Raw genomic sequence first — 17,080 nt, forward strand, 5'->3', positions numbered from 1 at the left:
GCCGCCGCGATTGAGCCTCAATCCGGACACCGGCGGCTGCTTTAGGCAATCTCAACACTGTCCGATTAAGAAAGCCGAATGTCTGCTCGTCTCCCACGCCGCCCGAATCTGTTGCGCGCGGCAGTTCTCGTTGCGCTGCTCGGCTCGGCCGCCGGCGTTTCCGGCTGCGCGCAGATCGGCGACAGCGTGCCGTCGGCCTTCGCCGATCCCGCCAAATACGACCTGTATGATTGCAAGCAGCTCGAGACCGAGCGCAAGAGCCTCGCGTCCCGCGCGACGGAACAGGAAAGGCTGATGGCCAAGGCGGAAACCGGCGTCGGCGGTACCGTGGTCTCCGAGATGGTGTATCGCAACGAATTGATCTCGATCCACTCCCAGCAGCGGCTCGCGGATCAGGCATGGCGCGCCAATAAGTGCCACGAGAGCCCGCCGGACAGCCCCGCTGCCGCCGCATCCGCAGCGCCCGCGCCGGCTGCGAACGGGCCGCGCGCCCCGCGAGGCCTCGTTCACTAAGTCAGCGTTTCCGGAAGAAGCGGTTGGCGTTCAGGCGCGCGGCTCAGGCGCGCCAGTCGTAGATCCAGTCCTGCCGCGCCAGCATGCGCTCCGGACCGATGGCGCGGATCGCGAGATCGCGCGCGATCGCCAATGGTCCACTCAGATGATAGATGCGGCCCTGCTGCCGGGCCATGCGCTGCACCTTCAGCACACGTCCGCGCCGCATCCGTGCGTAGCGCTTCAATGCGGCGGGAATGCCTGCGGTGTTTTCGCCGGTGCAGTCGGCCAAGGCCTTGGCGAGCACGGCCGCATCCTCGATCGCCATGCCGGCGCCCTGTGCGGCAAACGGCAACATCGCGTGCGCGGCGTCGCCGAGCAGCGTCACCGCGCCTTCGCTCCAGCGGCCGATATCGGGCAGGGTGAACAGTGCCCATTTGCGCCAGCCATCGACCGCACCGACCAGCATCCGCGTCGTGGCCGGCCAGCGCGCTGTGGCGAACGCGCCCTTGATCTCGTTGCCGTCGCCGGGCGCGCTCCAGCCCGGCCGATTCCAGGTGCCCGACACGATCGCGACCACGTTGATCTGGCGTCCGGCCGAGATCGGGTAGGCCACGAGATGGGCGTCCGGCCCCATCCAGAGCTGCACGCGCGGCGCAGTGTATTCACGCGGCAGGGCAGTTGCGTCCAGCGTGCCGCGCCAGGCGATCAGGCCGGAGAATTGCGGCTGTACATCCGGAAACAAATGTCCGCGGACCGACGACCAGATGCCGTCGGCGCCGATCAGCGCAACGGCCAATTCCTCCTGCCGTGAATTGCCGCGGCGCTGCACCACCGTCAGGCCCTTGGCGTGCTTGGTCACGTCCTCGAACTGGCAGCCGAGCCGCAGATCGATATCGGGATGGTCGTTGACGGCGGCTTGCAATGCGGCTTGCAGATCGGCGCGGTGGATCACCCAATAGGGGGCACCGGCGCGGAACTCGGCCGCCCGGCCGAGCGGCATCCGTGCGATCTCGCCGCCGGCCCGCGCGCTCAGGATGTTGACGGATTCAGGCGTGACTGCGCGCCGCGCCAGCGGCTCCTTGAGCCCGAGCTCGACCAAGATGCGGCTGGCATTGGGGGAGAGCTGGATGCCGGCGCCGGCTTCCTCGAGCCGCTCGGCCTTTTCCAGCACCACGACACGAAAGCCCTGTGCCGCCAGGGTCAGCGACGCCGTCAGTCCTCCGATCCCGGCGCCGGCTACGATGACGGTTCGCGTCAGCGCCACGGAGCGGTCAGGCGACCTTGTCTTTCAGCACGCATTCCGGCGGCCGCGCTTCGCCGGCAGCGAGGTCGGGCGCGAAGCGATAGAGCGTCGAGCAGTATGGGCAGATGATCTCGTTGTCGTTGCCGAGGTCGAGGAATACGTGCGGATGGTCGAACGGCGGGTTGGCGCCCACGCACATAAACTCCTGCGATCCGATCTCGATCACCGAAACTCCGGCATCGTTATGGAAGTGCGGGACGACGTGGTCGGACATATTCTCACCTTGGTGGCAACGATGGGCAGACGCAATCAACAGCATGCGGCATCGCGAAATGCCGCGCACCATACTGGCGGGAACAGTTGATTCCTAGAGCCCCGATGGCTCATTTGCTCATGCAAATTCGACACAATCTTGTCGTCCCAGAGAAGCCCTTCTTTGGTCGGAGCCGTTGTGTCGCAAAAACGGCACACTATGTCCAAGTCGGACTAAACAAGGCGAACCAAACAAGGCGAATTAAACTTGAGGTTTCAAGCGGAATGAACGGGGTGCGCCTCGGCGTTGCGGTGGCTGGCCTGGCAGCAAGTGCTGCTGTGGGCGTGGCTATTTGGCCGCATGCCCGTGACGCCGGCGCGGTGCTGTCAGCGCGGGACGATCCCGCTGCGCTCGCCGACCTCAGGGTCAATTCCGTGCTGCGCAACAACCCGGCGTTGATCTCGGACAATATCGAGGCGGCACTCGCCTCGGGGGACGCCGATCTTGCGACCAGCTTTGTCGCGCTGGCGGGCGAGCAGAACATCGCGCTCAATGCGGAACTCACAAAGCGCGTCGACGACGCGCGCGCCGAGCAGTCGTCCACCACGCATTTCGCCAAAGGGTTCGCCACCGGCCTTGTGACCGGCAACGCCGACGATGTCGCGAGCCTGTCCGGCACGGTCGCGGGCGACCTGTTCGTGTTCGGTGACATCAGGGATGTCGTGCGCGAAGGCAAGCACCTCGTGATGGGCGAGGACACCGACCAGCTGGTGCTTGGCCTCGCGGCCGCCGGGCTCGCCGTGACCGCGGCGACCTATGTGTCGGTCGGCGGCGCCGGGCCGCTGCGCGCCGGGCTGACGCTGGTCAAGGACACGCGCAAGGCGGGACGCCTGAGCGAGGGCATGATCGAATGGGCCGGGCGCTCGACCCGCGAGATGGTCGATCAGCCGGCACTGCGTGAGGCGGTCGCCTCGGGCTCGGTGCTCCGGCCGATGGAGACCGCAACCGCCATTCGCGCGGCGTTCCGCGCCGAGAAGGCCGGCGCGCTGGTGCGTGTCGCCAAGGACGTCGGGCGGATCGGCGAGGCGGCCGGCGTTCGCGCCGCGCGGGACACGCTGAAGGTCGCGGAGAACCCGCAGGAGATCGCGCGCGCGGCGCGGATCGCCGACGTGAAGGGCGGCCAGACCCGCGCGATCATCAAGCTGCTCGGCCGCGGCGCGCTGCTGCTCGCGGCCGGCACGTTCAATCTCACCATGTGGCTGTTCGGCGCGCTGCTTGCGCTGTTCGGCTTCCTGTCGTCGATCAAGGCCACCACCGAGCGAACCACGGCGTGGTGGCTGCGACGAAGCAAGGCCCTGCGCCTGAAGCGGCAGATGGCTGCGCAGGCGGCGCTGGCGAGTATGCCTGCCCAGGGATAAGCTTGCGGTCGCCGGTCGATCGCCAATCGCAAATCCCAACAACAAAAATCCCAAAACAAAACGGAATCGATGATGCCGAGTTTCCACCACGGCGATGTTGAAATTGCCTATGTCGACGAAGGCGCGGGCGAACCGATCGTGCTGGTGCACGGCTTCGCCTCGAGCAAGAACGTCAACTGGATCTATCCGACCTGGGTGTCGGAGCTCGTCAAGGCAGGCCGTCGCGTCATCGCGCTCGACAATCGCGGCCACGGCGAATCCGCCAAGCTCTACGATGCCGCGCAGTACGAGATCGCGATCATGGCAAGCGACGTGACCGCGCTGATGGATCATCTCGGCATCGCGCGCGCCGACATCATGGGCTATTCGCTGGGCTCGCGGATGACCGCGATCCTGGCGCGCGATAATCCCGATCGGGTGCGCTCGGCGATCCTCGGCGGCATCGGCATCGGGCTGATCGAGGGCGGCGGACCCGGCGAGGCCGTTGCGCTGGCGCTTGAAGCGCCGTCGCTCGACGATGTCACCGATCCGGTCGGCCGCACCTTCCGCGCCTTCGCCGATCAGACCCGCTCCGATCGCCGCGCGCTCGCCGCCTGCCTGCGCGGCTCGCGCCGGCTGATGACGCGCGAGGAAGCCGCCGGCATCGGCGTGCCGGTCCTGATCGCGGTCGGCAGCAAGGACGAGATCGCAGGCTCGGCGTCAGCGCTCGGCCGGATCATTCCGGGTTCGCGGGTGCTCGACATTCCGAACCGCGACCACATGCGGGCGGTCGGTGACAAGGTCTACAAGACCGGTGTCATCGACTTCCTGTCGCAGCGCAAATAGCTCGTCGGCGTCGTTCTCGGCATCGTACTCAGCATCGTCTCTGGCGAAGGCGCGCGCGGCCGCGATCAGCACCACGAAGGTTGCGATCCACACCATGCGCGCGCCGTAGCGGTCGTGCGGCCCCGAGATCACGCCACAGATCGCGGCATTGCCGAGCAGCGCGAGCGTGACGGTGCCTGCCAGCAGCGTCAGATCGTCGAGCCGGCGCTGCCACAGCCCGCGGCCGAACAGGAGCACGACCAGCAGCATCGAGGCCAGCGCGACCGGCACGTGGATGCGGTTGATCTCAGTGAAGTCGAGGTGCCATTGCTGTTGCCGCGCCGCGCGCATCGGCGCGCGCTGCTTCGGAATATAGCGCTCGATGATCCCATAGGTGTGCGGAAGCCAGCCGCTGCTGCCTTCGCCGGTCGCGACATGCATGAGCTGGTCGGCGGTCGCGGCCAGCGCCGCCTTGGCCTGCCATGTCGGATATTCGGCCAGCGAACGCTTCACGATGTAGCCCATCTCGTCATTCAGTCCCTGGAAGCGGCCGAGCGTGTTGAACATGCTGTGGCCCCACAGGAAGTCGTCAGCGGTCGGCGGCAACTCGTTGCGATAGGGGCAGAGCTTCAGCTTCTCCTTCGCGCAGTTGTCGCGCAGATATTGCGCGACGATGCCATCCTGCAGCATGCGGCCGAACGCGACGCCGACGCCGCCGGGCGTCCAGGCCAGCTGTCCGGACAGCGCGAAGTTCGCCGCCAGCAGCATTGCGGCACCCGCGACGGTCGTGAGGCTGCCTTGCACGAGGCTTGCGACCGGGATGCGCCGGCCGAGCCACGGCCGCAACATCCAGCCGACCAGGCACAGGCCAAGCAGCACCCCGAGCGTCGCGCTGTGGGTTGCCGCCGAAAACGCGGTGAAGCCGAATAGCACAACCTTCTCCAGCGTCGAGATCCTGTCACCGTGCAGCACGAGGATGAAGAGCGCGAGCACCGAAAGGCCGGCGAAGATGTCGGTCAGCAGCATGCTGGCGAGCCAGGGCAGCGCGGTGGTTGCGATCAGCACGAGGCTGATCGCGATCAGCCGGACCGGCCGGGCGAGGCCGAACACACGCAGGGTCAGCTGCAGGATCCACAGCGTCGCCAGGGTCTGGATGCCGAGGTTGAGCCAGAAGCCCGACGTCTCGCCGGCATGGAGGTAGATGCCGAACACCGTGGACCGGCTCGGCACTAGATAGCCCTCATACCAGCGCGCCAGATAGCCGCCGGTATCCCATTGGAGCAGCGGATAGCCGTTCCAGAAGGCAGGTGCGAGCAGGAGGAGGGGAATGGCAATGGTGGCGATCCAGACCGACCGGGCATCGGTCAGGCGGCCGCGTAACGTCTGGGTATTGATGATGTTTCCCCCTTTTATTGGGGCCGACCATGCCCAAAACCACACTGCAGACGAAATCCGCCAATAGTTGCAGAAGCACGGCTTGATTTCGGCAAAATCCCGACCAACTCCCCTAGACGCCGGTCCGGGGGCGTAGGGGTGGGGTTTACCGTACCGAGCCCTCCCGGGACGCGCTGGGTCCACCGTGCTATAACGCACATCAGAACAACCGAATTGCGAGAGCAGCTATGGCAGTTCATCAGGTCAATCCGCAGGGGGCGAAGCTGGCGGCGCTCGATCCGATCTGGGATCGGATCCGCGGCGAGGCGGAAGACATCCTGCGGCGCGAGCCGGAGCTCGCGACCTTCATCTATGCGACCGTGCTGCATCATGAGCGCCTCGAAGATTCAGTGGTTCATCGCATTGCCGAGCGGCTCGACCACGCCGCGCTGTCGGGCGACCTGATCCGCCAGACCTATGGCGAGGCGCTGCGCGACGAGCCCGATATCGGCAACGCGTTCCGCGCCGACCTCGTCGCCGTCTATGACCGCGATCCCGCGACCTCGCGCTTCATTGATCCCTTGCTCTACTTCAAGGGCTTCCACGCGCTGCAGACCCATCGTCTGGCGCACTGGCTCTATCAGAAGGGCCGCAAGGACTTTGCCTTCTACCTGCAGAGCCGCTCCTCGGCGGTGTTCCAGACCGACATCAATCCGGCCGCCAGGATCGGCCGCGGCATCTTCCTCGATCACGCCACCGGTTTCGTCTGCGGCGAGACCGCCGTCATCGACGACGATGTCTCGATCCTGCATGGCGTCACGCTCGGCGGCACCGGCAAGGAGAACGAGGATCGCCATCCGAAGATCCGTCACGGCGTGCTGATCGGCGCCGGCGCCAAGATCCTCGGCAATATCGAGATCGGCCATTGCGCGCGCATCGCGGCGGGCTCCGTCGTGGTCAAGCCCGTGCCGCACAACGTGACCGTCGCGGGCGTGCCGGCGAAAATCGTCGGCGAGGCCGGCTGTGCCGAGCCGTCGCGCACCATGGACCAGATGCTCAACGCGATCGGTCTTTGATTTCATTCGCTTTCTGATCGGCCGCGCGTTTCAGCGTGTGCGCAACATCACGTCGCCAAAGCCTGAAAAGGCTCTGGCGATCTTTGTCGTCTCGTCCTAAAACCTCCCCGAAAATCATCGACCCGATTGGAGACGGCCGTGGACGTTCAGGAAGTCAGGAAGCTCGACGCGTATCTGAAGCGCGTGTTCAGCAATCCCAAGATCCGCGTGGTGCCGCGGCCCAAGAAGGACGACTCGGCCGAGGTCTATATCGGCGAGGAGTTCATCGGCGTGCTGTTCGTCGACGACGAGGACGATGATCGCTCGTTCCAGTTCCAGATGGCCATTCTGGAAGAAGATCTGGCCGAGTAAGGCGGAACAGCCTCTGCTTGTTAAGTCGTCACTGCGATGCTCGCAGTGACGAACAAGTTATCCCTTCGCGCTGTGCATCTGCGCGGAGAGGCGGTTCATCCCGGTTGCGATGTCGCGCCATTGCGCGAGCCAGCTTCGCGGAAAGCGGAAGGTCAGGTCGGCGCCCTCGATGCGCTGCTCGCTCAGGCACATGCCAGGTGTCGAGGTGTCGCGGGTGCAGCGCGCGACCAGCTGCGGCTCGGTCGCGGTGAACAGATCCTCGCCGCCATAGGGCGTGCCTTCGCGGAACGCGCGCGCCGTCAAGCCGTCATCGGTATTCGCACGCTCGTCGAGATAGCGCGGATAGATCGTGCGCAGGCGCATGTCCGGCGCAAGTGAATCGTGGTGGGCCGCGATCGACACGAAGATCCTATCGATCGGCTGCACCTTGTCCTCGACCGTATCGGCGCTGTAGTGCTTCGGCGCAGCGGGCGCCTGCAGCGACGGATAAAGGAAGCTCAGATCGACGCGCTCCTGCGGCCCGGAATGGCGCTGGATCTTCATGCGCACGGCCATCGTCGGCACGTTGAACAGCGTGCCGCCGACGCTGACCGGCAGCCGCGACGGATCGCTCGCCGGGACGGTCGTATAGGTCGGCCACAACAGGTAGGCGACGAGCGCAATCGCGCCGGCCGCGATGACCGCCGAGGCGATGATCGGGACGAGATGCGCGCGTGGATTGCGGCGGGTGTCGCGGGCGAGATGCTGGGCGGTCGACAGAAGCGTCATGAACGAGGCAAAGACCGGGTCGGGGGTGGTCGAATCACCTGCCGAATATGCCATGAGGCGAGCAATTTCCGTACGATTCCAACGGAATCCCTGAGCGAATGGCCATGCGCAAACGCAAGCCAAGCGGACCGGATTAACCTTTCCTTAAGGATGATGTGGCGGCCGGCAGTCAATTCTGCGAAGCAGGGGCGAGTTGCCAGTTGCGTAGCGGAAGTTCCCGATGTCGCCCGATACCTTGAATTCCCTGTTCTCGCTGTTGATTGGCTTTGCGTTCGCGGGCGCCCTGGCGAGCGGCTATCAGGCCATGGCGGAGCGCCCGGCCGGTTTCGGCCTGCTGCAGGAGGGCGTGGCGCCGAAGACCTTCGCCGCGGTCCCGTTCCTCGTCTTCGCCGCACCCTTTATCATCATGCGCAACACGCTGCGCGGCGCACGCATCGAGCGCCGCCGCTTCGAGTTCGTGATGATGGCGACCGTCATCTCCGGCTTCTGGAGCCTGATGTCGGGCACCTTCTTCATGATGACGCTGCGCGCCGCGGGCGTGCTCGGCTGATCCGATCGTGATCCGCGGCCGATCATGGCCGCGCTTGCTTGAAACCATGTCCGCCGCTGTGCCAAGGTCTCCTCTGATCAGAGCTTCGGTTCTGATTGAATCAGAACCGAAGCTCTGGATTTTCGTTTCGACGCGTTTTCTTCACGCGAACCGGTGTCCACTTCGCTCGAAAACGCTCCAGGGAGACCTCAATGGCGATCTACGAACTCGACGGGCAGGGGCCCGATCTTCCCGCCGACGGCAGCTACTTCATCGCCGACAATGCCGTCGTGATCGGCAAGGTGCGCCTCAAGCCGGGAGCGAGCGTCTGGTTCGGCGCGGTGCTGCGCGGCGACAATGAGTGGATCGAGATCGGCGAGGGCTCCAACGTCCAGGACAATTCGACCCTGCATGTCGATCCCGGCTTTCCCCTGACCATCGGCAACAACGTCACGATCGGCCACAATGCGATCGTGCACGGCTGCACGCTGGAAGACGGCGTGCTGATCGGAATGGGATCGATCGTGATGAACGGCGCGCGCATCAGGCGCGGCAGTGTGGTCGGCGCCGGCTCGGTCATCACCGAGGGCAAGGAGTTTCCGGAAAACTCCCTGATCATCGGTGCGCCCGCGCGCGCAGTACGCACACTTGACGCCGCCCAGGCGGAAGCGTTGTCGCGTCCGGCCAAGTCCTACGCGATCAGGGGACCGCAGTACAAAGCCGGGCTGAAGAAGATCGGCTAAAGCATGATCCGGAAAAGTGCGAAGCGGTTTTCCGAAAGGATTATGCTTAGACAATGTCTTCAGCGCTTGCGGCCCTGTTTGCGCGCGCGCTTCGGGGTTGCGGGGCCCGGCTTTGCCGCCTCGGTCTCCTGAAGTCTTGCGCTCTTGCGCAGCGCGTCCTTCAGGTCGATCGGGATACCGTGCTTCCTGAGCAGGTCGGCGAAGGCCTCGTCCGCGAGCTCCTGCAAGGTCGTCATCCGGTCGCGCCCAAGCTGCTTCAGCTTGTCGGCAGTATCGTCGTCAAACTCGATCAGCTTGCGCAAATTGCATTGCTCCCAAACCTTATTGCTCCAACGCCCGTGGGAACCGGCGTTTTGCGGACCCGTTGATGTCCGCAAGGGAGAGTTGCCATGTGCAAATTATCCGCTACCGCCGCGTTCGCGACAATTGCGATTCTGCTGACGCCCGCGGCGACCGTCGCCCAAGGCACCGGGAGCGGCAGCGGCTCGACAGCCAGCCCGGCATCGCCGCAAGTCACGTCACCGCCGCGCGGCACCAACAGCGCCGGTACCGCTCAATCCTCCGGCCGGCTCAACTCCGGAGAGGGCGTCACCACAGGCGCGGCCTCGAGCGAAAGCTTCGACAAGGCGATCGCCGATGAGAACAAGGCGGTCGAGCAACGGCTGAAAGGCATCTGCCGCGGCTGTTAACTTTTGACGGCTGTGCCTTGATGAACGCGGGTCGCGCAGAAGTGAGCGCGACACGGGCGCGCGGGTCGAAGCTGCGATCCTAGATTGGGTTAGCATGCGCGGGACGCGGCGGACGAGGCTTGAAAAGAAGAGCCTTGGAAAGAGGAGTAACGGGTGATGTTGCGTAAAACGATGATCGCCTTGCTGGCGACGGTCTCGGTCGGCCTGTTGACGGTCGACACCGCGTCGGCGCGCGGCGGATTTGGCGGCGGTGGTTTCCACGGGGGCGGTGGCTTCCACGGCGGCGGCGGTTTCGGCGGCTTCCACGGCGGTGCATTCCGCGCCATGGGCGCGGGCGGCGGCTTCCGGTCGGCTGCGATCGGCGGCGGTTGGGCTGGCGGCGGCGGTTGGCACGGCGGTGGCTGGCATGGTGGCGGCTGGCACCGGCGCGGCTGGGGCTATCCGTTCGCGGCGGCAGCGATCGGCTTCGGGCTCGGCTACGGCGCCTACGATTACTATGATGGCTACTACGGCAATCCGTACTACGCCGGTTACGGCTACGACGACGGCTACGGCTATGGTTATGGCTACGGTGACGGCGGCTGCTACGTCGTGCGCCGTCGCATGCTGACACCGTATGGCTGGCAGATCCGGCCGGTGCAGGTTTGCAACTGAGCCATCCCCTGACGCATGGCCGGTCCATGCGATCGCCATGCTGATGGTCTTGGAATGTTTGGCGCGGCCTCGGTGTCTTGATGCCGAGGCCGTCGCGCATTGGTATGCAGCTTGCTTTGCGTGACGGCAGTTGCGTGAGCGCGTCGCGAATACACATGGTCCGGCTGCGGTTGGAGCCGCGCCTCAGAGGACATCCGAGATGCTGACCATTCCTGATCTGACATTGCTGTTCATGGTGGTTGTTTCGAGCCTTGCCGTTGCGCTGGTCTACATGCTCCACGAGCTCGAGCCGCAGCTTGCGCGGTTGCGGCAGAAGGGCGGTCGCGTCATGCGCGATCGCGTCAAGTAGGCGACAATGCCGTTCGCTGCGCGATAGCCGTTGCCAGATGCAGAGCCGGTCAGCCGGGCCCGTCGTGCTGCTTCGGCTAGGGCGTTTTCGAGCAAAGGGTGTCGGGAGCCAAGCCTTGGTGGGGCAGTCCCGAGACCGGGATTCCAGCGCCCCAAAAAAACAAGGCCGTCGACGTAGTATACCGTCAACGACCTTGCCAGCCCCGGATATTGAAATCGGCTCACGCCATCCGGTGATTTAAGGATGACTCGGATTCGAAGTCGGTTATGTGAACCAGTTCACAAAGTCCGGATTAATTCACGGTAACGGGCACTCAAGCGAGGCCGCCGTCAGCAGGCCTGGAGTTCGAAAGTTCCACCTTAGCTGCTGATCTTGTTCGGGATTTGGCGCATTTTGATGGCCGGTCTGGTGTCCGGACGATCGTCATCTTCGGTCGTCAACCGCGCGACCTGTGGCGCTTGCGGTTGGCACTCCTTGTGGCCTTCGACCGCTTGCGCGGCTCGGGCTCGGCGGCCGGCTCATTGGCCTGCGCGCTCGCCAGTGACTGGCGCAACCCCTCGACCTGCTCGGTGAGTGCAGCGACCTGGTCGGACAGCCTCTTGGCGTCGGCCTGCTGCAGGGCGAACTGCTTGCGCATGGTCAGCAGCTGATCCTGCACTTCCTGCAACTGGTCGATGGATTCCTGCTGGGTCGCCTCCATCCCCTTGGTCTTTTCCACCAGGGCCTCGGAGACCTGCGCGGTCCGCGCCTGCAACTGGCGGACGGCGACCATCCGATCGGTCTCGGGCACGTTGCCGCTGAAGCTACGCCACAGTGCGATCGAGCCGATCCCGAACAGCACGAGCACCAGCGCCACGGCGCCGATCGCGATCGGCTGCACGCCAGTCAGGCTGCTGGCTTGTGAATTCCGGGGGGCAAGTTCGACCATGCGACCAGAACCGGACATCAATTGAAAGGTTCGAAATAGCACAACCTTGCCGCGGGCAAAACCCGGGGTGTCAGGCCGATGGCGCGGGGGCTGCAAAATCCGCCGCAAATTCCGGGGCTTCTGCCCCAAAACGGGACTGTGCCTTAGCCCGCGGGTGCGATCAGGCCGACCCTCATGTCCTTTGCCAGATAGACGCAGGCGCCGTCGGCGAGCACGCGGCCATCGGCGATGCCCAACACCAGGCGGCCGCGCCGGACCTGGCGCATGTCGACCTCGTAGCGCACCAGCCTGACATCAGGCGTGATGTGCCCCCGGAACTTGACCTCGCCGACCCCGAGCGCGCGGCCTTTGCCCGGCGAGCCCGACCAGCCGAGCCAGAAACCGATGATCTGCCACATCGCGTCGAGACCGAGGCAACCGGGCATCACCGGGTCGTCGGCAAAGTGACAGGCGAAGAACCAGTGGTCCGGTGCAACGTCGAGTTCGGCTGCGACGCGGCCCTTGCCGAACGCGCCGCCGTCGATGCCGATATCGGTGATGCGATCCATCATCAGCATCGGCGGTGCCGGCAGCTGCGCATTGCCGGGGCCGAAATAGCCGCCCGCGCTCGAGCGCAGCAGATCCGGCTTGCTGTAGGACGATTGCGGCGTGTGAAAATCGTGCGGGTTGAACAAGATGGCCACCGACCTTGGGGTTAAAGTTGAACGTTAGGAGCGGCTGCGCCGCGTGGCTTTTGACTTGATGGGCGCGGGGCCGGCCGGCAGCCGCAGCGCGGCGGCCATGAAGGCCCAGATGTCGTCGGTGAGCCTTGCCGGATCCGGCCGCCGGTCGGCCGTCAGCGCGCCGATCAGCGCCTGGCGGATGCCGCCGATCATCAGCGCGATGGTGAGGTGAGGGTCGAGCCCTTCGGGCACGATCCCGTCGCGCTGCGCGGCTTCGAGCATGCGCGCACCGGCCGCAAGCTGGCGGCCGGTGAAGGCGGTCTCGACGTCGAGGACCTCCGGTGTGCGGCTCAGCGGGCCGATCACGAGGGGCGCGAACGGGTGCTCATAGTGAAAGGCGACATAGACGCCGATCCGCGCCTTCTCCCGGTCCGCCCAGTTCGTTGCGGACGGCTTGGCGCCGCCGAATGCCGCCTCATCGAGGCGCTCGTAGAAGTCCTCGACCACCGCGGCGATCAGGCCGGCTTTCGATCCGAAGTGGTGATAGGCGAGCCCGACCGAGACCTGCGCCCGTCTCGCGACCGCCTGCATCTCGAGGTGTCCCTGGCCTTCGATCAGTTCCTGTTGGGCTGCGGCGAGCAGCCGTTCGCGTGTCCCGAGACTTGTTGCGCCCATCGCTTATCCGTTGCTGAATTGAATTCAATTCAACCGAGCCGATACTAGGATGTCAAGCCTCGGTCCGCCGGACGGCCGAGCGAACCGGCGAAAGGCGTGCGATGGCGTTTGCGATCAAGACCGAGATCCGTGAACCGCGGGCGAAGGCGTTCACCTTCGCCGCGCAGAAGACCATGTATGGCGGCAAGCTGATCGTCGCCGGCGACGTCGTGTTCGTATTCGCGAGCGAGAACGAGGGCGGCAACGGCCTGATCGCGCGTGGGATCGTCATTTCGGCCGAAGCGGTGCCGCGCAAGGCCGGCATCGCCAGGCAAACGCCGCGCGTCGGCATCGCGGTCAGGTGCGTTGCGTTGGCGAGGCAGCCGCTCGGACGCGACCAACTCAAGCGCTTCAAGGTTTGGGATGACGGCCGGCCCGAGACCGAGCTCAACTTCAAATTCTATCGGCAGGCCACCAACAAGATCGTTGGCATCACGGATCAGACGGCGGCCTTCCTCGAGCGCTTCTTCTGATCGGCAGTCCCCCCAAAATGGTTGCGGCCAGGCTTTGGGGGAAGCCTGGCCGCGCGCGAACCGGTCTGGGACGGGGAGGGGTGGGGATGTGACCGGGTCGCGAACTCGATTCCCTGTTGTCGCTCAGCGCGAGCTGGCGGTTGAAATTGCGGGGCGGCTGTCGCCGAGCGAGACCCACACATTGGGATCGCTCTGCGATTGCCGCTTGACGAAGCGGTAGCCGGTCTCCGTCCAGGCGACGATGCTCTCGTTCTGGTTATCGAGCACGAACTCGCCCTTGTCGGTCTTCACCGTCAGCACCGCGTGGCCTTCGCCCTTCTTGTCGCGCACCACCGTGATCAACAGCGCCTCGCGCGGCCAGCCGGCGTCCATCAGCATCTTGCGCTTCAGGAGCACGTAGTCCTCGCAGTCGCCGTAACCGTCGGTCGGTAACGACCATTTCTCGATCACGCCCCAATGATCCATGTCGGTCATCGGCTTGATGGATTCGTTGACCCACTTGTTGACCCGCACGAGGTCGCGCCAAGCGGTCTGCGACATCACGATGTCGCGTGGTTGCGTCTTGCCGCCGCGGCACTCGGCGGGATTGTCGGTACAGAATTCGACCCAGCCGATCGGCGAACGCGCAACGTCACCCAGGCTGGCGTAGACCACGTCGCCGGCCTTGGCCGACACGCACGTCGCAAACAGAATGGCGGCAACCGCCAAACCTTTCCCCTGTCCCCTGAACCCAAACATCGTAGCCCCCGTTCTTCTTGTTGGGACCACGTTTCGCACAAAGCTTTTGCGCCGCCGCTAAGTGCGCAAAGTAGATTTGACGCGAATACTGGTAAAAGCTGCGGCGAATTCGATCTGTACTTGAATCGAATTCGCGTAAAATTTGAAACAACTGCAATTGATTCAAATTTTATGCATTAACATCGCAAGCGTTGCGCCGGCGCGGTTTGTTGCGCCAAACGGCGCGGCCGTTAACCGCCGATTGTGCCGGGCCAAACGCGGCGAAGGCGGCCACCGGTGCACCGGAGGCCGCCTTCGCAGGCTGAAAACGGGGGCTTGAGCGGTTTTCCGCTTTACCTCGCGGTAACGCTCTCTTCGAGGGTTTCCGCGGACTGCTCGTGGACGAACTCGAGCGCGAAGCCTTCCTCGAGGTTTCGCACCACGCGGGCCTGCACCCGGCCGAGCATCACCAGCGACTTCAGCGGCGGGCGGTTCTCGGCGGCGATCGCGGCGCCGGAGAGAGAAAGGTCGATGATGCGGCAGGTCATCCGCGTGCCGTCTTCCTGGGTGAGCAGGGCGATCGGGTTGCGCGGCACGATACGGTCGTGGCGGCGATCCTCGGGCAGATTGAGGATGTCGCGGTTGGCGAGCCAGGTGAGCTGGGCGGCGAGCTTGTCGCGCTTGCGCGCGGTGGCGCCGATCGTCATGGCAAAGCCGTTGTCGATGATGCGGGTGATGCGGCCCTCGACCCGGCCGATATGGTCGAGATAGGCGATCACGCGGTCGCCGACATTGCCGATACCGGGTGCCAGCAAGGCGAGGCCGCCCGGGGACATGTTGATAATCTGGCAGGGAAACTCGCGCCGGTCGGGCAGCATGTAGCGGCCGAGCAGGTGCACCTTGACGCGCTGGAAGCGGCGCCGCTCCTCGGCAACGGGGACGACGTTAGTTTTCTTCTGTGCAAACGACATCACGACAAACCCGGCCACCGTCCATTCGGAGCCCCGATGACCCTAAAGCTGATAGGGTTAACGGGGCGTTACGGTTGTGAAATGGAACCCGGACACGGAGCGAGAGCGTTCCCGTGTGCCATACCCAAATGCGTTAGGCTCCTCGATACGCCGCGTCAGGTTCTCCGAACCATCGCGCCGCGGCTCGAGCAGTCTCCTGCAGATCCGGCTCGATGTCTGTGGCCCAAGCCACAAGCCCGTCAGGGCGCACCAGCAATGCGGTCAAGCCCAGCCGATCCCGGGCGTCGCTTGCGACATAGCCGATCCGGCCTCGCCAGCGATCGGCAAGCGCTTGCAAGGGCGCGCGCGGGCCAAAGTCCAGCAGCAGGCTGCGCCCGTCTCTGAGTCGTTCGCCGAGCCTCACTCCGCAAGCGAGCTCGAAGTCCGGCGCGCTGCGGCCCACCAGCGGATGGCCGCCGCCGAGTTCGTGGCGCAGCGAAACGCCCCACACGCGCTCGGCAAAATATGTCGCGCCGTCGGGCGTTGCGATCAGATCGCGAATGATGGCTTCGAGCGCGCGCGTGCTCCGGGTCGGCCGCATCAGCGCGACCTGCGCGCGCGACCAGTCGAGAATCTGCGCGCCGACCGGATGCCGCTCGCGCGAATAGCTGTCGAGCAAATCCGCCGGCGCGTCGCCGCGGATGGTGGCTGCGAGCTTCCAGCCGAGGTTCATCGCATCGCCGAGCCCGAGGTTGAGCCCTTGGCCGCCCAGCGGAGAATGGATGTGCGCGGCGTCGCCGGCGAGCAGCACGCGTCCCTTCCGGTATTCCGTCGCCTGACAGGCGCGATCCGTCCAGGTGGTGGCAAGCTGGAGCGCCGTCAATTTGACGTCGGTGCCGGAGACGCGGCGCAGGACCGCCTGCACATGCTCGCACGTGATCTGTTGGGTGCGGTGGAACGCGCCGCCGTCGAACTCGACCATCGCGATGATGCCGGGGCGCGCGTAGGTGTACATGCCGGTCGGCGTGTAGTGGCGGCCCGCGGCGAGCTCGTCCGGATCGGCGATCTCGACCACGGTCGAATAACCTGTGAACTCGGGGTCGGTGCCGGCGAAGTCGAATCCGGCCGCCTTGCGCACCGTGCTCCGGCCGCCGTCACAACCGACCAGCCAACGTCCATGGAACGTCTCGCCGCCAACGCGAATGGCGACGGCGTCATCCGACTGCTCGAGTGCCTCGACGCCCGCGCCGCGCCTGATCTCGACGCCCATCCCGGTTGCGTGCGCGGCGAGGGCGAACTCGAGCGCCGCCATGTCGACCGCCATGCTGGTGCCGGCCGGGCTCGGCAGGCGAAACGGCCATTGCGACGTGTCGATATCGTCGTGATAAAACTGGATGCCGGCGAAATGGCCGGCCGGGCGGCGCGGCTGTTGCATCCAATGCGCGGCGTTCGATGCGTTGCTATCCGAGCCTTGCTTCGCACGCTGGACCGCCGCGATCTCGTCCAGCATCCCGCGACGATCGAGGGCTTCGATGGTGGGCGCCGAAAGGCCGCGCATGCCGAACGGCAGCCGCTTCAACGGCGAGCGCGGGTCCGCGGCCTGCTCCAACACCAGGACCGACAGCCCAGCAAGCCGCAGCTCGCAGGCAAGCATCAGGCCGACGGGCCCGGCACCGGCAATCACGACATCATGGGGAAGGTGGTGGTGGTTGTGCATGAACGGCTCCTGTGTCGGTGTTCGACCGGAGCGGTTCGTCGGGTTGAGAACCACACGGACGAACAATGGACGCCTGGATGGCGTCCGGTGTTCGTCGTGGGGATCTCATGCACGAGGCAGGAGACCAGAGCTTTCGTTCGAAGCGACTTCGTTCACGAAAGGACTTGGGCTTA

Annotated in this window: 21 protein-coding genes and 1 pseudogene; 11 read left to right on the forward strand and 11 right to left on the reverse strand. The window is 65.2% G+C overall.

Going from position 1 to position 17,080, the window contains the following annotated elements:
- Window positions 1–78: 78 nt before the first annotated feature.
- The gene (locus tag FBZ93_RS30395; RefSeq protein ID WP_146991129.1) at window positions 79–513 is read left to right on the forward strand and encodes a twin-arginine translocation pathway signal; all 435 of its coding nucleotides are present in this window, start codon (window positions 79–81) and stop codon (window positions 511–513) included.
- Window positions 514–556: 43 nt separating this feature from the next.
- Here the strand turns inward: FBZ93_RS30395 and FBZ93_RS30400 are convergent, their stop codons facing one another.
- Entirely contained in the window at window positions 557–1,759 is a 1,203-nt protein-coding gene (locus FBZ93_RS30400) for an FAD-dependent monooxygenase (protein WP_146991130.1), read from the reverse strand.
- A gap of 7 nt (window positions 1,760–1,766) precedes the next feature.
- Window positions 1,767–2,012 carry a zinc-finger domain-containing protein gene (locus tag FBZ93_RS30405; RefSeq protein ID WP_021077734.1) on the reverse strand — a complete coding sequence of 82 codons (246 nt, stop codon included), beginning with the start codon at window positions 2,010–2,012 and terminating at the stop codon, window positions 1,767–1,769.
- 263 nt (window positions 2,013–2,275) lie between these two features.
- Between FBZ93_RS30405 and FBZ93_RS30410 the strand changes: the two genes are divergently transcribed.
- Both FBZ93_RS30410 and FBZ93_RS30415 read left to right on the forward strand, forming a co-directional pair.
- Window positions 2,276–3,409, forward strand: a complete 1,134-nt coding sequence (locus FBZ93_RS30410) for a hypothetical protein (RefSeq protein ID WP_146991131.1) — start codon at window positions 2,276–2,278, stop codon at window positions 3,407–3,409.
- Window positions 3,410–3,481: 72 nt separating this feature from the next.
- Window positions 3,482–4,234 (forward strand): alpha/beta fold hydrolase, encoded by a 753-nt coding sequence (locus FBZ93_RS30415; RefSeq protein WP_146991132.1) that lies wholly within the window; start codon window positions 3,482–3,484, stop codon window positions 4,232–4,234.
- Between the two features lie 36 nt (window positions 4,235–4,270).
- On the opposite strand, the pseudogene FBZ93_RS30420 reads toward FBZ93_RS30415, so the two are convergent.
- Window positions 4,271–5,653 (reverse strand): annotated as a pseudogene (locus FBZ93_RS30420) (hypothetical protein); the annotation flags it as partial.
- A gap of 182 nt (window positions 5,654–5,835) precedes the next feature.
- Here FBZ93_RS30420 and cysE point away from each other — a divergent pair.
- Together cysE and FBZ93_RS30430 are read left to right on the forward strand one after the other, a co-directional pair.
- Window positions 5,836–6,663 carry a serine O-acetyltransferase gene (gene cysE / locus FBZ93_RS30425; protein ID WP_146991133.1) on the forward strand — a complete coding sequence of 276 codons (828 nt, stop codon included), beginning with the start codon at window positions 5,836–5,838 and terminating at the stop codon, window positions 6,661–6,663.
- 138 nt (window positions 6,664–6,801) lie between these two features.
- On the forward strand, window positions 6,802–7,014 hold the full coding sequence (locus FBZ93_RS30430; RefSeq protein WP_021077729.1) for a DUF3126 family protein: 213 nt from the start codon (window positions 6,802–6,804) through the stop codon (window positions 7,012–7,014).
- Window positions 7,015–7,071: 57 nt separating this feature from the next.
- Here the strand turns inward: FBZ93_RS30430 and FBZ93_RS30435 are convergent, their stop codons facing one another.
- Window positions 7,072–7,782: a hypothetical protein gene (locus FBZ93_RS30435; RefSeq protein ID WP_167529290.1), complete on the reverse strand. Its 711-nt coding sequence runs from the start codon at window positions 7,780–7,782 to the stop codon at window positions 7,072–7,074.
- 220 nt (window positions 7,783–8,002) lie between these two features.
- On the opposite strand from FBZ93_RS30435, the gene FBZ93_RS30440 reads away from it, so the two are divergent.
- A complete protein-coding gene (locus FBZ93_RS30440; RefSeq protein ID WP_074125661.1) occupies window positions 8,003–8,332 on the forward strand; it encodes a DUF6949 family protein in 330 nt (109 codons plus the stop codon).
- Window positions 8,333–8,523: 191 nt separating this feature from the next.
- Window positions 8,524–9,054, forward strand: coding sequence for a gamma carbonic anhydrase family protein (locus FBZ93_RS30445; RefSeq protein WP_146991135.1), 531 nt, complete (start codon window positions 8,524–8,526; stop codon window positions 9,052–9,054).
- Window positions 9,055–9,113: 59 nt separating this feature from the next.
- On the opposite strand, the gene FBZ93_RS30450 is transcribed toward FBZ93_RS30445, so the two are convergent.
- A complete protein-coding gene (locus FBZ93_RS30450; protein WP_146991136.1) occupies window positions 9,114–9,356 on the reverse strand; it encodes a ribbon-helix-helix domain-containing protein in 243 nt (80 codons plus the stop codon).
- Between the two features lie 87 nt (window positions 9,357–9,443).
- Between FBZ93_RS30450 and FBZ93_RS30455 the strand changes: the two genes are divergently transcribed.
- From FBZ93_RS30455 to FBZ93_RS40815, 3 genes are all read left to right on the forward strand, one after another.
- On the forward strand, window positions 9,444–9,743 hold the full coding sequence (locus FBZ93_RS30455; RefSeq protein ID WP_146991137.1) for a hypothetical protein: 300 nt from the start codon (window positions 9,444–9,446) through the stop codon (window positions 9,741–9,743).
- A gap of 156 nt (window positions 9,744–9,899) precedes the next feature.
- Window positions 9,900–10,397 (forward strand): hypothetical protein, encoded by a 498-nt coding sequence (locus FBZ93_RS30460; RefSeq protein ID WP_208764080.1) that lies wholly within the window; start codon window positions 9,900–9,902, stop codon window positions 10,395–10,397.
- Window positions 10,398–10,596: 199 nt separating this feature from the next.
- A complete protein-coding gene (locus tag FBZ93_RS40815) occupies window positions 10,597–10,746 on the forward strand; it encodes a hypothetical protein (protein ID WP_167529277.1) in 150 nt (49 codons plus the stop codon).
- Window positions 10,747–11,182: 436 nt separating this feature from the next.
- Here the strand turns inward: FBZ93_RS40815 and FBZ93_RS30465 are convergent, their stop codons facing one another.
- The 3 genes from FBZ93_RS30465 to FBZ93_RS30475 form a co-directional block, all read right to left on the reverse strand.
- The gene (locus tag FBZ93_RS30465) at window positions 11,183–11,674 is read right to left on the reverse strand and encodes a hypothetical protein (RefSeq protein ID WP_146991138.1); all 492 of its coding nucleotides are present in this window, start codon (window positions 11,672–11,674) and stop codon (window positions 11,183–11,185) included.
- Between the two features lie 143 nt (window positions 11,675–11,817).
- On the reverse strand, window positions 11,818–12,348 hold the full coding sequence (gene fabA, locus FBZ93_RS30470) for a bifunctional 3-hydroxydecanoyl-ACP dehydratase/trans-2-decenoyl-ACP isomerase (protein ID WP_146991139.1): 531 nt from the start codon (window positions 12,346–12,348) through the stop codon (window positions 11,818–11,820).
- Between the two features lie 33 nt (window positions 12,349–12,381).
- Window positions 12,382–13,011 (reverse strand): TetR/AcrR family transcriptional regulator, encoded by a 630-nt coding sequence (locus FBZ93_RS30475; protein ID WP_146991140.1) that lies wholly within the window; start codon window positions 13,009–13,011, stop codon window positions 12,382–12,384.
- A 101-nt stretch (window positions 13,012–13,112) separates the two neighbouring features.
- On the opposite strand from FBZ93_RS30475, the gene FBZ93_RS30480 reads away from it, so the two are divergent.
- Window positions 13,113–13,523, forward strand: a complete 411-nt coding sequence (locus FBZ93_RS30480; RefSeq protein WP_146991141.1) for a hypothetical protein — start codon at window positions 13,113–13,115, stop codon at window positions 13,521–13,523.
- Between the two features lie 123 nt (window positions 13,524–13,646).
- On the opposite strand, the gene FBZ93_RS30485 is transcribed toward FBZ93_RS30480, so the two are convergent.
- The 3 genes from FBZ93_RS30485 to FBZ93_RS30495 form a co-directional block, all read right to left on the reverse strand.
- Window positions 13,647–14,261 carry a transglutaminase-like cysteine peptidase gene (locus tag FBZ93_RS30485; protein WP_146991142.1) on the reverse strand — a complete coding sequence of 205 codons (615 nt, stop codon included), beginning with the start codon at window positions 14,259–14,261 and terminating at the stop codon, window positions 13,647–13,649.
- 332 nt (window positions 14,262–14,593) lie between these two features.
- Complete coding sequence (locus tag FBZ93_RS30490; RefSeq protein WP_021077717.1) at window positions 14,594–15,211, reverse strand: PilZ domain-containing protein; 618 nt, start codon at window positions 15,209–15,211, stop codon at window positions 14,594–14,596.
- A gap of 133 nt (window positions 15,212–15,344) precedes the next feature.
- On the reverse strand, window positions 15,345–16,907 hold the full coding sequence (locus FBZ93_RS30495; protein WP_146991143.1) for an FAD-dependent monooxygenase: 1,563 nt from the start codon (window positions 16,905–16,907) through the stop codon (window positions 15,345–15,347).
- Between the last annotated feature and the right edge of the window lie 173 nt (window positions 16,908–17,080).

Source organism: Bradyrhizobium macuxiense, assembly GCF_007993935.1.
Taxonomy (GTDB): domain Bacteria; phylum Pseudomonadota; class Alphaproteobacteria; order Rhizobiales; family Xanthobacteraceae; genus Bradyrhizobium; species Bradyrhizobium macuxiense_A.

Bases quoted from the DNA above. Each gene is read 5' to 3' on its own strand.
- FBZ93_RS30395 (WP_146991129.1), top strand. From the start codon at position 79: ATGTCTGCTCGTCTCCCACGCCGCCCGAATCTGTTGCGCGCGGCAGTT.
- FBZ93_RS30405 (WP_021077734.1), bottom strand. From the start codon at position 2,012: ATGTCCGACCACGTCGTCCCGCACTTCCATAACGATGCCGGAGTTTCG.
- FBZ93_RS30410 (WP_146991131.1), top strand. From the start codon at position 2,276: ATGAACGGGGTGCGCCTCGGCGTTGCGGTGGCTGGCCTGGCAGCAAGT.
- FBZ93_RS30415 (WP_146991132.1), top strand. From the start codon at position 3,482: ATGCCGAGTTTCCACCACGGCGATGTTGAAATTGCCTATGTCGACGAA.
- cysE (WP_146991133.1), top strand. From the start codon at position 5,836: ATGGCAGTTCATCAGGTCAATCCGCAGGGGGCGAAGCTGGCGGCGCTC.
- FBZ93_RS30435 (WP_167529290.1), bottom strand. From the start codon at position 7,782: ATGACGCTTCTGTCGACCGCCCAGCATCTCGCCCGCGACACCCGCCGC.
- FBZ93_RS30440 (WP_074125661.1), top strand. From the start codon at position 8,003: ATGTCGCCCGATACCTTGAATTCCCTGTTCTCGCTGTTGATTGGCTTT.
- FBZ93_RS30445 (WP_146991135.1), top strand. From the start codon at position 8,524: ATGGCGATCTACGAACTCGACGGGCAGGGGCCCGATCTTCCCGCCGAC.
- FBZ93_RS30455 (WP_146991137.1), top strand. From the start codon at position 9,444: ATGTGCAAATTATCCGCTACCGCCGCGTTCGCGACAATTGCGATTCTG.
- FBZ93_RS30460 (WP_208764080.1), top strand. From the start codon at position 9,900: ATGTTGCGTAAAACGATGATCGCCTTGCTGGCGACGGTCTCGGTCGGC.
- FBZ93_RS40815 (WP_167529277.1), top strand. From the start codon at position 10,597: ATGCTGACCATTCCTGATCTGACATTGCTGTTCATGGTGGTTGTTTCG.
- FBZ93_RS30465 (WP_146991138.1), bottom strand. From the start codon at position 11,674: ATGGTCGAACTTGCCCCCCGGAATTCACAAGCCAGCAGCCTGACTGGC.
- FBZ93_RS30475 (WP_146991140.1), bottom strand. From the start codon at position 13,011: ATGGGCGCAACAAGTCTCGGGACACGCGAACGGCTGCTCGCCGCAGCC.
- FBZ93_RS30480 (WP_146991141.1), top strand. From the start codon at position 13,113: ATGGCGTTTGCGATCAAGACCGAGATCCGTGAACCGCGGGCGAAGGCG.
- FBZ93_RS30485 (WP_146991142.1), bottom strand. From the start codon at position 14,261: ATGTTTGGGTTCAGGGGACAGGGGAAAGGTTTGGCGGTTGCCGCCATT.
- FBZ93_RS30490 (WP_021077717.1), bottom strand. From the start codon at position 15,211: ATGTCGTTTGCACAGAAGAAAACTAACGTCGTCCCCGTTGCCGAGGAG.
- FBZ93_RS30495 (WP_146991143.1), bottom strand. From the start codon at position 16,907: ATGCACAACCACCACCACCTTCCCCATGATGTCGTGATTGCCGGTGCC.